This window comes from Solimonas aquatica (assembly GCF_900111015.1).
Classification (GTDB): Bacteria; Pseudomonadota; Gammaproteobacteria; order Nevskiales; family Nevskiaceae; genus Solimonas; species Solimonas aquatica.
In genome coordinates, this window is record NZ_FOFS01000008.1 from 40,475 (window position 1) to 52,935 (window position 12,461).

A 12,461-nucleotide genomic window follows, 5' to 3' on the forward strand; every position below is an offset into this window, starting at 1 on the left:
GCGAGGATCGTGCCGTCAACTCCGACGACCCAGCCGTGCTGGGCATCGACGAAATGCACGCTGTTGAGTGCGGCACTGGTGCCGCTGGCCTGAGCTTGCCAGCGCGCACCGCCGTTGGCGGTGACGAGGAGGATGCCGCCGTCTCCGACTGCCCAGCCGTGCTGGGCATCGACGAAGTGCGCGCTGAAGAGCCAGGCGCTGCTACCGCTGGCCTGGGCTTGCCAGCGCGCGCCGCCGTCGGCGGTGGTGAAGATCGTGCCGCCGACCCCGACGACCCAGCCGTGCTGGGCATCGACGAAGTGCACGCTATTGAGATTTCCCCTGATAGTGGTTAGACGTTCAGCCGGATTGCTTTCCAAGGGATAAGCCCAGAAGTCGGCTGCCGGCATGCTGTTGCGCCAGAAATTCGAACGCAGGGGGTTGAGCTCATAGTTGCGCTGGCTGAGATCGGCGCGGGGCGCCTGATTCAGTGCCGCAAACAAGCTCAGCAGCCAGATAATGAGCAGGCCGCCCAAACACCACCGTTGACGCTGGCTGATCGCGTCGAGTTCCTCGCGCATCGGATGCCCCCTTTAGCCCGATGGCCTGGCGCCTAGCAGCGCGCGGAAGACCATGCTTTGTTTCCCCCTATGCCTGCAGTATGCAGGAGGCCAGCGTAGTCGAAGCGAGGTGGCGGTCGCGGACTGTGCGTTCCGACACCTTGTGAAAACCCGAGACAACGACCCGCAAGCCTGTGCAGATGCGGGCGCTTTTTGCCCGACAACTCTCAAGAGACCAAGGGGGATCGAAGTGGCGAAGCGTTGCTGTTTCAACTGGTGCCTAAGGAGAGACTCGAACTCTCACGAGGGGTTGCCTCGGCGGATTTTGAGTCCGCTGCGTCTACCGATTCCGCCACTCAGGCTTGAACAGCATGTGCCCGCGCATCTGCGGCGCGGGGCGGGCATTATATGCGGCCCTTTGCCGCCTGCCACCCATGCGTCGCGCCGATTTTCACTATGAGCTGCCGCCCGAGCTGATTGCGCAACACCCCAGCGCCGAGCGCTCGGCCAGCCGTCTGCTCCACGTCGGCGCCACGCTCGCCGACCGCCACATCCGCGAACTGCCGCAGTTGCTCAGCCCCGGCGATCTGCTGGTCTTCAACGACACCCGCGTGATTCCCGCGCGTCTGTACGGACGCAAGAGCACGGGCGGGCAGGTGGAGATTCTGGTGGAACGGGTGCTGGATGCGCGGCGCTTCCTGGCGCAGCTGGGCGTGTCCAAGAAACCCAAGGCCGGCGGTGTGATCGAGCTCGGCGAGGATCGGCTGACAGTGCTGGGCCGCGAGGACGATCTCTTCGAGCTGCAGCTGCAAGGTGAGGGGGAGGTGATGGCCTTTCTGGAGCGCGCCGGCCGTCTGCCGCTGCCGCCCTACATCACGCATGCACCGGATGCCGGGGATGCCGAGCGTTACCAGACCGTGTTCGCACGCGAGCCCGGCGCGGTGGCGGCGCCCACCGCCGGCCTGCACTTCGATGCGCCCCTGCTCGCTGCCTTGAAAGCGCGCGGCGTGCAGACCGCGACCCTGACGCTGCATGTGGGCGCCGGCACCTTCCAGCCACTGCGCGTGGAGGATCTGAGCCAGCACCGCATGCATGCCGAGCGCTATGTGATCGACGCGGCGCTGTGTGAGGCCCTGGCGCAGACGCGCGCACGCGGCGGGCGCATCGTGGCGGTGGGCACTACAGTGACGCGTGCCTTGGAATCGGCCGCCGCCGCGCAGGACAGCGCAGCGCTGCAGCCCATGCGTGGCGAGACGCGGCTGTTCATCACGCCCGGCTATCGCTTTGCCGTGGTGCAGCGTCTGCTCACCAATTTCCATCTGCCGGAGAGCACGCTGATGATGCTGGTCTGCGCCTTCGGCGGTCATGAACGCATGATGGCCGCGTATCGCCATGCGGTGGCGGCGCGCTACCGCTTCTTCAGCTACGGCGATGCGATGCTGATCGAACCCGAAACGCCATGAACAACAGCAACACGCGCATGAAGTTTGAACTGCTCAAGACCGACGGCGGCGCGCGACGCGGCCGGCTGAGCTTCGCCCGTGGCGTGGTGGAGACGCCGATCTTCATGCCGGTGGGCACCTACGGCACGGTCAAGGCGCTGTCGCCGGAAGAGCTGCTGGCGGTGGGCAGCCAGATCATTCTCGGCAACACCTTTCATCTGATGCTGCGACCGGGCGAGCAGCTGATCCAGCAGCGCTTCGGCAGCCTGCATGGCTTCATGCACTGGGACAAACCCATTCTCACCGACTCCGGCGGCTTTCAGGTCTGGAGCCTGTCGGGTCTGCGCAAGATCACCGAGGAGGGCGTGAAGTTCGCCTCGCCCATCAATGGGGATCGCATCTTCCTGTCGCCCGAGCGCTCCATCGAGGTCCAGCACGGCCTGGGCAGCGACATCATCATGCAGTTCGACGAATGCACGCCGTATCCGGCCACCGAGAAGCAGGCGCGCAAGTCCATGGAGCTGTCGGCGCGCTGGGCAGCGCGCTGCAAGACCGCGCATGGCGAGGCGCCCGGTGCGCTTTTTGGCATCGTGCAGGGCGGCATGCATGCGCCGCTGCGCCTGGAGTCCTTGCAGCGTCTGCGCGAGATCGGGTTCGACGGTTATGCGGTGGGCGGCCTGTCGGTGGGCGAGCCGGAGGCCGAACGCCTGCAGGTGCTCGACGCCGTGGGACCGCAGCTGCCGGCGGATCGTCCGCATTATCTGATGGGCGTGGGCACGCCGCGCGACATCGTGCAGGGCGTGGCGCGCGGCATCGACATGTTCGACTGCGTGATGCCCACGCGCAATGCGCGCAACGGTCATCTGTTCACCAGCCAGGGCGTGCTCAAGCTGCGCAATGCCCAGTACCGCGACGACCCCGCGCCCCTGGATCCGGCCTGCGACTGCTATACCTGCCAGAACTACTCGCGCGCCTATCTGCACCATCTCGACCGCTGCGACGAGATGCTGGGGCCGCGCCTCAACACCATCCACAATCTGCACTACTACCTGAAGCTCATGCAGCGCATCCGCAGCGCGATTGAAGCGGGTTGCTTCGAGGCCTTCGCCAGCGATTTCATCGCCTCAGCGGAAGGCAAGCCGGCCAAGTCCAAGGCAGCGCCGGTATAGCGGCGGGGGTCTCCGCGACACTAGCCTGGCGGGGCCTTCAAGAATCACGCGAAGGCCGCGCTTACAGCAGTTTTGCGATGTCCTCGCCGATCTTCTCCGGCGTGTCCATGGAGCCGTAGCGCTTGAGCACCTGGCCGTCCTTGCCGATCAGGAACTTGGTGAAGTTCCACTTGATGCCCTCGGTGCCCAGCACGCCGGGTGCGGCGCTCTTGAGGTACTGATACAGGGGATGTGCGCCGGCGCCGTTGACCTCGATCTTGGCGTACATCGGAAAGCTCACCTCGTAGTTCAGTGAGCAGAAGCTCTGGATCTCGGCTTCGTTGCCCGGCTCCTGATGGCCGAACTGGTCGCAGGGGAAACCCAGAATCACCAGGCCCTTGTCCTGGTATTGCCGCCACAGCGCTTCCAGGCCCTTGTACTGCGGGGTGAAGCCGCATTTGCTGGCGACGTTGACCACCAGCAGCAGCTTGCCCTGATAGTCGCTGAGCTTTTGCAGCTGGCCGTCGATGGTCTTGGCTTCGAAGTCGTACACGCTGCTCATGGCAATCCTCCAAATCCGGTTTGGTTTTCCGCGATACGAGCATGGTAACCAAAGCCTGCTTCTGCGGTCGGCAGGCGAGGGCTGCAGCAAAACAAAAAAGGCGGGTTACGGCGCTTGCGTGCCGAACCCGCCCTGTAGTTGCAGTGGGTGCCGCTTCAGACTTAGAAGTTCGCCACGTCCGCCTGCATCGCCTCGGTCGCGCTCTGGCGCACATTGAGCAGCAGGCTCGGCACCTGCGAGAGCATGCGGTTGACGAAGAACTGCGCGGTGACACGCTTGGTCGCGGCAAAGGCAGCGTCGCCGCCGGCGTCGGCCGCGCGCACGATGCGCAGCCAGTTCCAGCCCAGGTACACCAGCGAGAAGGCGCGCATGTAGTCCACGCAGCCGAAGGCGGCGTCGTCCGGCGAGGTCTTGTAGGACTCGCGCACCCACTGCGTGGTGGCTTCCAGTTCTTCCAGGGCCTGGGCCAGCGGGCCGCTGATGAAGCCGGCACCGGTTTCCAGGTCGGCGCGCACGGCCTTGAAGAAACGCTGCGGCAGGCGGCCGTTGTGCAGGGTCAGCTTGCGGCGCACCAGATCCATGGCCTGGATGCCGTTGGTGCCTTCATAGAGGCAGAGAATCTTGGCGTCGCGCATGATCTGCTCGATGCCGTGTTCGCGGATGAAGCCGTGGCCGCCATAGACCTGCACGGCGGTGGAAGCCAGGTCCACGGCGCTGTCGGTGCAGAAGCCCTTGACCAGCGGCGTGTTGAGGTCCACCCAGTCCTGCGCTTCCTCGCGGGCGCTTTCGTCGGCCGCGGCATGCGAGGCGTCGACGTGCATCGCGGTTTCATAGGCCAGCACGCGCGCGCCTTCGGTGACCGCCTTCATCTGCAGCAGCATGCGGCGCACGTCGGGGTGATGGGCGATGACATCGCCGCCGTTGAAGGCCTTGCCCTGCTTGCGTTCCAGGGCGTAGCGGATCGCGTTCTGGGTGGCCAGCTCGCAGAGGCCCAGGCCCTGGTAACCGACCATGATGCGCGCCAGGTTCATCATCACGAACATGTTCTGGATGCCGGTGTTGGGCGCGCCCACCATCCAGCCCTTGGCGTTCTCGAAGGACATCGAGCAGGTGCAGGAGCCGTGGATGCCCATCTTGTGCTCGATGGACACGCAGTACACCGGATTGCGCGCGCCCAGGCTGCCGTCGGCATTGATCAGATACTTGGGCACCACGAAGGTGGACAGGCCCTTGATGCCCGGCGGCGAGTCGGGCAGACGCGCCAGCGCGAAGTGCACGATGTTGTCGGCCATCGTGTGTTCGCCGGAGGTGATGAAGATCTTGCCGCCTTCCAGCAGGTAGCTGCCGTCGGCCTGCGGCGTGGCCTTGGTCTTCACCGCCGCCAGATCGGAGCCGGCCTGCGGCTCGGTGAGGCACATGGTGCCGGTCCACTCGCCGGTGGCGAGCTTGGGCAGATAGGTGTTCTTCTGCTCTTCGCTGCCGTTGGCGGCGATGGCCTCGAAGCAGCCCTGCGTCAGGCCGGTGTAGAGCGCAAAGGACACGCTGGCCGAGCAGAGCATCTCTTCGATGACCTTGCCCAGGGTGTAGGGCAGGCCGGCGCCGCCGTATTCCTGCTTCTGCATGATGCCGATCCAGCCGGCCTCGGCGTACTTCTTGAAGAACTCGGCGAAACCGTCCGGCAGCTTCACCTCGCGGTTGCTGTACACGCAGCCCTGCGCATCGGAGCTGGCATTGAGCGGGGCGAGTTCCTTCTCGATCAGCTTGGCGGCTTCGTCGATCAGGCCGTTGAGGGTTTCCGGCGTGGCTTCCTCGAAGCCCGGCAGCCTGGCGAGCTTGCCTGCGCCCAGCACTTGATTGAGGACGAAATCAATTTCCTTCAGCGGCGCCTTGTAACTGGCCATGTCCGTATTTCCTTGGGCAGAGGTCAAAAATTTGAAGCGGCGGAGTGTAACGAGCGGAGATTGGCTGCCGCCATGGCAAAAAATACATGCTTGCCTGAGAGAAAATGCCAGTCCCCGGCTCGTGTCTGTGGCGGCAATGGCGGAGGCGGCGGCAAGGCCTGCGGACGCTCGGCTACACTTTCGGTCATGAATATCACAGTCTTTGGTTCAGGATACGTGGGTCTGGTGACGGCGGCCTGTCTGGCCGACGTGGGCAATCGGGTCTTGTGCGTGGATGTGGACCCGGAAAAGATCGCCACGCTCAAGGCCGGGCATTGCCCGTTCTACGAGCCGGGTATCGACAGCCTGCTGGTGCGCAATGCCAAGGGCGGCCGGCTGGACTTCACCACCGATGCGGCGCGCGGTGTGGCCCATGGCGAGATCATCTTCATCGCGGTGGGCACGCCGCCGCAGGAAGATGGTTCGGCCGACCTGCAGTACGTGCTGGCGGTGGCGCGCACCATCGGCCAGCACATGGCCGACTACAAGGTGGTCTGCACCAAGTCCACGGTGCCGGTGGGCACCGCTGCCAAGGTGCGCGAGGCGCTGGCCGCCGAGCTGGCGGCGCGGCGTCTGGCTCTGCCCTATGACGTGGTGTCGAATCCGGAGTTTCTGAAGGAAGGCGCGGCGGTGGAGGACTTCATGCGTCCGGACCGCATCATCGTCGGCACCGACAATGCCCGCGCCCTGGACAAGATGCGTCAGCTCTACGCGCCCTTCAATCGCAACCATGACCGCGTGATGGCCATGGACGTGCCTTCGGCGGAGCTGACCAAGTATGCTGCCAACGCCATGCTCGCCACGCGCATCAGCTTCATGAACGAGCTGGCGCTGCTGGCCGAGCAGGTGGGCGCGGACATCGAAAGCGTGCGTCGCGGCATCGGCTCCGATCCGCGCATCGGCTTTCACTTCCTCTACGCCGGTGCCGGTTACGGCGGCTCCTGTTTTCCCAAGGACGTGAAGGCCCTGATCCGCACCGGCGGCGAGCACGGCCAGAGCCTGCAAGTGCTGCATGCGGTGGAAGCGGCCAATGAGCATCAGAAGCAGGAGCTGTTCCGGCGCATCAGCGCCTACCTGGGCAGCGTCAAGGGCAGGACCATCGCGCTCTGGGGCCTGGCCTTCAAGCCCAATACCGACGATATGCGCGAGGCGCCCAGCCGCGTGCTGATGGAGGCGATCTGGGCGGCGGGCGGCAAGGTGCGCGCCTTTGATCCAGTGGCCATGGAGACCACGGCGAAGATCTACGGCGAGCGCGCCGACTTCACCCTGGTGGACAGCCCCGAGGCGGCCTGCGAGGGCGCCGATGTGCTGGCCATCGTCACCGAATGGTCGGCGTTCAAGGCCCCGGACTTCGCGCGCATCAAGGCCCTGCTCAAGACCCCGGCGATCTTCGACGGGCGCAATCTCTACGATCCGGCGGCGGTGCAGGCGGCGGGCCTGCATTACCAGGGCATCGGGCGGGCGCGTCTGGGTTGAAGAAAGCCCCCTCTCCCCTGGCCCCTCTCCCGCGAGGGGAGAGGGGAAGGGTTCCGACGGTCGCCTTGAGGCGTCCGATTCCACGGCCGCCTGCTCATTTCTCCCCTCTCCCCTCGCGGGAGAGGGCTTGGCGGAGAGGGGACGGAACCGTCGCGCACTTTCCGCAGTCACAGCCACGCGCCGCAAGCCGCACCGCCAATCGGGCATAATCGCGCGCCTTCATTCTCCAACCATAAGCCAGAGTCGGGAGTTACCCAGTGCTGGATTTTCTGATCAGTTCCGCTTACGCCCAGTCCGCCGCCGTCGCGCCGACCTCACCGCAGGGTCTGCTGCAGGCCTTCTGGCCGCTGCTGGTGATGATTCCGCTGTTCTATTTCCTGCTGATCCGTCCGCAGACCAAGCGCGCCAAGGAGCATCGCGACATGCTCGCCAAGATCGCCAAGGGCGACGAGGTGGTGACCAGCGGCGGTCTCGCCGGCAAGGTCGTGGGTCTGGGCGAGGCTTATCTGAGCATCGAAGTCGCCGACAACGTGCAGGTGAAAGTGCAGAAGTCCGCGGTCACCGGCGTGCTGCCCAAGGGCACGCTCAAGGCGCAGTAAAGCTGTCTCGCGAGCGGCGCCGTGTCCCGGCGCCGCCTCTAAGTTTTTGTCGAACCTGATTGCCGCGTATGAAGCCCTATTCCACCTGGAAATATTTCCTGCTGATCGCCGCCCTGGCGTTCGGTCTGCTCTACGCGGCGCCCAATCTCTATGGCGACGACCCTTCCGTGCAGATCTCGCTGGAAAGCGGTGATCCGCTGCCGGCGGAGGTCAGCGGCAAGATCGCAGCGGCGCTCAAGGATGCCGGTCTCACGCCCAGCGCCAGCGGCATCGAGAACGGGCAGTGGGTGGTGCGCTTCTCGCACGCCGAGGATCAGCTCAAGGCGGCAGATCAGCTCAAGCAGGAGCTGGGCCGTGATTACGTGGTGGCGCTGAATCTGGCCTCGAAGACGCCGGAGTGGCTCAAGGCCATCGGCGCCAAGCCCATGAACCTGGGCCTGGACCTGCGCGGCGGCGTGCACTTCCTGCTGGAAGTGGACATCGAGGAAGTGCGCAAGAAGGCGGTGGAGCGCATCCTCACCGAAGTGCCGGCGCTGCTGCGCAAGGAAGACATCCGCTACACCGGGCGTCGTGAAAACGGCGATTCGGCGGTGATGGAATTTGCCGACGCCGAACACGTGGATCAGGCCAGCCGCGCCATCGCCAAGGCCTTTGCCGAATACCAGGTCACGCCGCTGCCGGAAGCGCCGCTGAGCCTGTCCATCAAGCTGACGGAGAAAGAGGCCAAGCGCATCGTCGATTTCGCCGTGCAGCAGAACCTCACCACCTTGCGCAATCGCGTCAACCAGCTCGGCGTGGCCGAGCCGCTGGTGCAGCGCCAGGGTGAGAACCGCATCGTCGTGCAGCTGCCCGGCGTGCAGGACACCACGCGCGTGAAGGATCTGCTGGGCGCCACGGCCACCCTGGAATACCGCGCCGTGGCCGATCAGGACGCCTATGCCGCCGCCTCCAGCGGCGTGGTGCCGGCCGGCACCGAGCTGTTCTACACCCGTGCCGACCGTCGTCCGGTGCTGCTCAAGCGCGAGGTGATCGCCGGCGGCGACAATCTGGTCGATGCCGCTTCCACCGTGGATGAAAACGGTGGCCCGGCGGTATCGGTGACCCTGGATGCCAGCGGCGCCAAGCGCATGTTCACCTTCACCGAGCAGAACGTCGGCAAGCCGATGGCGGTGCTGTTCAAGGAACGTCAGGTGGTGACCAGCTACAACGCCAAGGGCGAGGCGATCCGCGAGCATCGCGAGGTGGAAGAAGTGATTTCCATCGCCAGCATCCGCGGCGTGTTCGGCAAGCGCTTCCAGACCACGGGTCTGGCCAGCAAGGAAGCCTACGATCTGGCGCTGCTGCTCAAGGCCGGCGCCCTGGCCGCGCCGGTGGACATCGTCGAAGAGCGCACCGTGGGCCCGAGCCTGGGTGCGGACAACATCCGCAAGGGTTTCTCCGCGGCAGTGCTGGGCCTGGGGCTGGTGGTGCTGTTCATGGTCTTCTACTACCGCGTTTTCGGTCTGTTCGCGGTCAGCGCGCTGCTGCTCAATCTGCTGCTGGTGGTGGCGGTGCTGTCGCTGCTGCAGGCCACGCTGACCATGCCCGGCATCGCCGGCATCGTGCTGCACATGGGTATCGCCGTGGACGCCAATGTGCTGATCTACGAGCGCATCCGTGAAGAATTGCGTGGCGGGGCCAAACCACATACCGCCATCGAGGCCGGTTACGAGCGTGCCTTCCTCACCATCGCCGACGCCAACGTCACCGTGCTGATCGGCACCGTGGTGCTGTTCGCGCTGGGCGCAGGTCCGGTGAAGGGCTTCGCCATCACCCTGGCCATCGGCATCCTGTCTTCGCAGTTCACTGCCATCGTCGGCTCCCGCGCCCTGGCCCAGCTGGCCTTTGCGCGCCGTCAGCTCAAAGAAGTGCCGATCTGGTAAGGCCCTCTCGCCATGAAATTCTTCGCCCGCGTTCCCAACATCAACTTCATGGCCCAGCGCAAGCTGGGTCTGACGGTTTCCGCCGTGCTCACCATCGCCGCGATCCTGCTGGTGGTGATCCGCGGCCTGAACTTCGGCATCGACTTCACCGGCGGTGTGCTGGTGGAAGTGAAATATCCGGCGCCGGTGCAGCTGGAAAAGGTCCGCGCCGATCTCGCCAGCGCCGAATACGAGCGCGCCGTGGTGCAGTACTTCGGTGATTCGTCCTCGGTGCTGATCCGCCTGCCGCCCGCCGGCAAGGAAAGCTCGGCCCAGGTCAGCACCCATATTCTCGAAGCCCTGCATGCCAGCGAGGCCGGCATCACCCTGCGCCGCATCGAGTTCGTGGGCCCGCAGGTGGGCGAGGAGTTGTTCAGCGCCGGCGGTCTGGCGCTGCTGTTCGCCTTCATGGGCATTGCCGCCTACATCATGTTCCGCTTCGAGTGGAAGTTTTCGGTGGGCGCCATCGCGGCGCTGATTCACGACGCGCTGATGGTGCTGGGCATGCTGGCCATCTTCCAGGTGGAGTTCGATATCACCACGCTGGCGGCGATCCTGGCCCTGATCGGTTATTCGAACAACGAAACCATCGTGATCTTCGACCGTATCCGCGAGAACCTGATCTCCGAACGGCGCCTGGACATCCTGGACGTGGTCAATCTGTCCGTGAACCAGACCCTGCTGCGCTCGGTGATCACGCACTTGACCACGCTGCTGGTGCTCAGCGCGCTGTTCTTCCTCGGCGGTGCCACGGTGCACGGCTTTTCGGTGGCGCTGATCGTCGGCGTGATCGTCGCGACCTACTCCTCGATCTACGTGTCCACCAATCTCGCGGTCGCCCTGGGCATCTCCCGCGAAGACCTGCTGCCGGCCAAGGACAAGGAAATCGACGAGCTGCCTTGAACGGGCCAGCGCGGGAAATGTCGGCTGCGGAAGTGGGGACTTCCGTAACGCCGAAGGTGACGTAAGACAAAACTTACAAAAGCCGGCGTCAGCCGGTGATAGGCGCCTGTCGCAAAAGAATTGAATATCTCTACAGCGCCGCCGGGCTGTTTTCGCGCGGTAAGTCGTCATCGTACGCGGGGCGACAGGCGCAAGGCGGCGATAGGGCAAGGGCGTTCCGGTAGGGATCAGGGCACTGTGGCGGTGCTCGTTTGTGGGGCTTGGGGGATCAACCTTGGCAATCGGCTCTGTGGTAGAGGAGAGTGTGTTTGCGCGCGCGGATAGCGCCGCGACACTGCAGGGGGTACAGGATCGGGCGGCAGTGCGCCTTGAGCCTGCGGCTTCGCCGTCGCTTCCTGTCAACGCTTACTGCCGTCTCGGCAAGCGTGGTTTCGATGTGCTGTTCTCGGTGCTCGCCATTGCCGGCCTGAGCTGGCTTTATGCCTTGCTCGCGCTGCTGGTGAAGCTCGATTCTCCGGGGCCGGTGCTGTTCCGTCAGCGACGCGTCGGCCTGGACGGCAACAGCTTCGACTGTCTGAAATTCCGCACCATGCGCCATGAGCCGCAGGCGCAGTTCTGCCAGGCGCAGAAGAACGATCCGCGTGTGACCCGGATCGGGCGCTTCCTGCGCAAGACCAATCTCGATGAGTTGCCGCAGTTCTTCAATGTGCTGCGCGGCGAGATGTCGGTGGTCGGCCCGCGCCCGCATGTGCCCGAGCTCGATGGCGCCTATATCGGCCTGGTCCAGGGCTATGCGGATCGCACCCGCGTGCGTCCCGGCATCACGGGGCTGGCGCAGGTCAGCGGCTGCCGTGGCGAGACGCGCCGTCTGCGCGATATGCGCCAGCGCGTGCGTCTGGACCTGTTCTATGCGCGCAATGCCGGGCTGCTGTTCGACCTGAAGATCATCGTCGAAACCGTGCGCTGCACCCTGCTGGGCGATCAGCGCGCCTACTGACAAGGCGCCGCCGGCGGCGCGGCGCCTGCAGCTTCCGGCGCCGACCTTCCTACTGCAGCAGTTTCACCAGCTCGTCCTGCAGCTTGATGCTGCTGGCCAGCACGTGGCCGGTTTTCAGCACGTCGGCGCTGCCGTCGAGTGAATTCACCACGCCGCCGGCTTCACGCACCAGCACCACGCCGGCCGCGATGTCCCAGGGCTTGAGGTTGAACTCCCAGAAACCGTCCAGGCGTCCGGCGGCCACATAGGCCAGATCCAGGGCCGCCGAGCCGGCGCGGCGCAGGCCGGCAGTATGGGCGGCGACATTGCGCAGCATCGGCAAGTAGCGGTCCAGGTATTCCTCGCGCAGCGGCACGCCGGTGCCGATCAGGGCCTGGCTCAGGTCCTTGCAGGTGGAGATGCGGATCTTGCGGTTGTTGAGCAGGGCGCCATCACCCTTGGAGGCGATGTAGAGGTCCTGCGTGCAGGGCGCGTAGATCACGCCGTGCTCCAGCTTGCCGCGCACCTGGATGCCGATGGACACCGCGAAATGCGGGATGCCGTGCAGGAAGTTGGTGGTGCCATCCAGCGGGTCGATGATCCAGGTGACCTCGCTGCCGGCGATCTCGCCGCTTTCCTCGCCGAGAATGGCGTGATGCGGGTAGGCCTTGTGAATCTGGCGGATGATTTCCGCTTCGGCGCCACGATCCACCTGCGTCACGAAATCGTTGTGCGCCTTGCGCTCGATCTGCAGCTGATCCACGCGGCCGTGATGGCGCATGATGAAATTGCCGGCCGCACGGGCAGCCGAGACAGCGATATTGACCAGCGGGTGCATGACGGGCCGGGCGTGATTAAGGAGCGGGGAGGACCGCTAGGATAACACGCGGCCTGTGCGCGGCGTCCTTACAATAA

General features: G+C 65.0%; 11 protein-coding genes and 1 tRNA gene. 7 read left to right on the top strand and 5 right to left on the bottom strand.

Annotated elements, in window-relative coordinates; all coding sequences use genetic code 11:
- Together BMY12_RS10755 and BMY12_RS10760 are read right to left on the bottom strand one after the other, a co-directional pair.
- On the bottom strand, positions 1-560 hold a 560-nt coding region (locus BMY12_RS10755), incomplete at its 3' end, for a WD40/YVTN/BNR-like repeat-containing protein (protein WP_245732451.1).
- A 253-nt stretch (positions 561-813) separates the two neighbouring features.
- Positions 814-901, bottom strand: a tRNA-Leu gene (locus BMY12_RS10760).
- 72 nt (positions 902-973) lie between these two features.
- Here BMY12_RS10760 and queA point away from each other — a divergent pair.
- The gene (queA, locus tag BMY12_RS10765) at positions 974-2,002 is read left to right on the top strand and encodes a tRNA preQ1(34) S-adenosylmethionine ribosyltransferase-isomerase QueA (RefSeq protein ID WP_093285779.1); all 1,029 of its coding nucleotides are present in this window, start codon (positions 974-976) and stop codon (positions 2,000-2,002) included.
- Between the two features lie 17 nt (positions 2,003-2,019).
- Complete coding sequence (tgt, locus tag BMY12_RS10770) at positions 2,020-3,150, top strand: tRNA guanosine(34) transglycosylase Tgt (protein WP_093286228.1); 1,131 nt, start codon at positions 2,020-2,022, stop codon at positions 3,148-3,150.
- A gap of 61 nt (positions 3,151-3,211) precedes the next feature.
- Here the strand turns inward: tgt and BMY12_RS10775 are convergent, their stop codons facing one another.
- Together BMY12_RS10775 and BMY12_RS10780 are read right to left on the bottom strand one after the other, a co-directional pair.
- The gene (locus BMY12_RS10775) at positions 3,212-3,691 is read right to left on the bottom strand and encodes a glutathione peroxidase (protein WP_093285781.1); all 480 of its coding nucleotides are present in this window, start codon (positions 3,689-3,691) and stop codon (positions 3,212-3,214) included.
- A 161-nt stretch (positions 3,692-3,852) separates the two neighbouring features.
- Positions 3,853-5,592 (bottom strand): acyl-CoA dehydrogenase family protein, encoded by a 1,740-nt coding sequence (locus tag BMY12_RS10780; RefSeq protein ID WP_093285784.1) that lies wholly within the window; start codon positions 5,590-5,592, stop codon positions 3,853-3,855.
- 186 nt (positions 5,593-5,778) lie between these two features.
- Between BMY12_RS10780 and BMY12_RS10785 the strand changes: the two genes are divergently transcribed.
- The 5 genes from BMY12_RS10785 to BMY12_RS10805 all read left to right on the top strand — a co-directional run bounded on the left by BMY12_RS10785 (position 5,779) and on the right by BMY12_RS10805 (position 11,567).
- Positions 5,779-7,107 (top strand): UDP-glucose dehydrogenase family protein, encoded by a 1,329-nt coding sequence (locus tag BMY12_RS10785; RefSeq protein ID WP_093285787.1) that lies wholly within the window; start codon positions 5,779-5,781, stop codon positions 7,105-7,107.
- Between the two features lie 257 nt (positions 7,108-7,364).
- Complete coding sequence (yajC, locus tag BMY12_RS10790; protein ID WP_245732455.1) at positions 7,365-7,706, top strand: preprotein translocase subunit YajC; 342 nt, start codon at positions 7,365-7,367, stop codon at positions 7,704-7,706.
- Positions 7,707-7,774: 68 nt separating this feature from the next.
- A complete protein-coding gene (gene secD, locus BMY12_RS10795) occupies positions 7,775-9,628 on the top strand; it encodes a protein translocase subunit SecD (protein ID WP_093285789.1) in 1,854 nt (617 codons plus the stop codon).
- A gap of 12 nt (positions 9,629-9,640) precedes the next feature.
- Positions 9,641-10,570, top strand: coding sequence for a protein translocase subunit SecF (gene secF / locus BMY12_RS10800; protein ID WP_093285792.1), 930 nt, complete (start codon positions 9,641-9,643; stop codon positions 10,568-10,570).
- Positions 10,571-10,931: 361 nt separating this feature from the next.
- Positions 10,932-11,567, top strand: a complete 636-nt coding sequence (locus BMY12_RS10805) for a sugar transferase (RefSeq protein WP_177188948.1) — start codon at positions 10,932-10,934, stop codon at positions 11,565-11,567.
- Between the two features lie 49 nt (positions 11,568-11,616).
- Here the strand turns inward: BMY12_RS10805 and BMY12_RS10810 are convergent, their stop codons facing one another.
- The gene (locus tag BMY12_RS10810; RefSeq protein WP_093285797.1) at positions 11,617-12,384 is read right to left on the bottom strand and encodes an inositol monophosphatase family protein; all 768 of its coding nucleotides are present in this window, start codon (positions 12,382-12,384) and stop codon (positions 11,617-11,619) included.
- Between the last annotated feature and the right edge of the window lie 77 nt (positions 12,385-12,461).

Coding starts and splice junctions, on each gene's coding strand:
- queA (WP_093285779.1), top strand. CDS start 974: ATGCGTCGCGCCGATTTTCACTATGAGCTGCCGCCCGAGCTGATTGCG.
- tgt (WP_093286228.1), top strand. CDS start 2,020: ATGAAGTTTGAACTGCTCAAGACCGACGGCGGCGCGCGACGCGGCCGG.
- BMY12_RS10775 (WP_093285781.1), bottom strand. CDS start 3,691: ATGAGCAGCGTGTACGACTTCGAAGCCAAGACCATCGACGGCCAGCTG.
- BMY12_RS10780 (WP_093285784.1), bottom strand. CDS start 5,592: ATGGCCAGTTACAAGGCGCCGCTGAAGGAAATTGATTTCGTCCTCAAT.
- BMY12_RS10785 (WP_093285787.1), top strand. CDS start 5,779: ATGAATATCACAGTCTTTGGTTCAGGATACGTGGGTCTGGTGACGGCG.
- secD (WP_093285789.1), top strand. CDS start 7,775: ATGAAGCCCTATTCCACCTGGAAATATTTCCTGCTGATCGCCGCCCTG.
- secF (WP_093285792.1), top strand. CDS start 9,641: ATGAAATTCTTCGCCCGCGTTCCCAACATCAACTTCATGGCCCAGCGC.
- BMY12_RS10810 (WP_093285797.1), bottom strand. CDS start 12,384: ATGCACCCGCTGGTCAATATCGCTGTCTCGGCTGCCCGTGCGGCCGGC.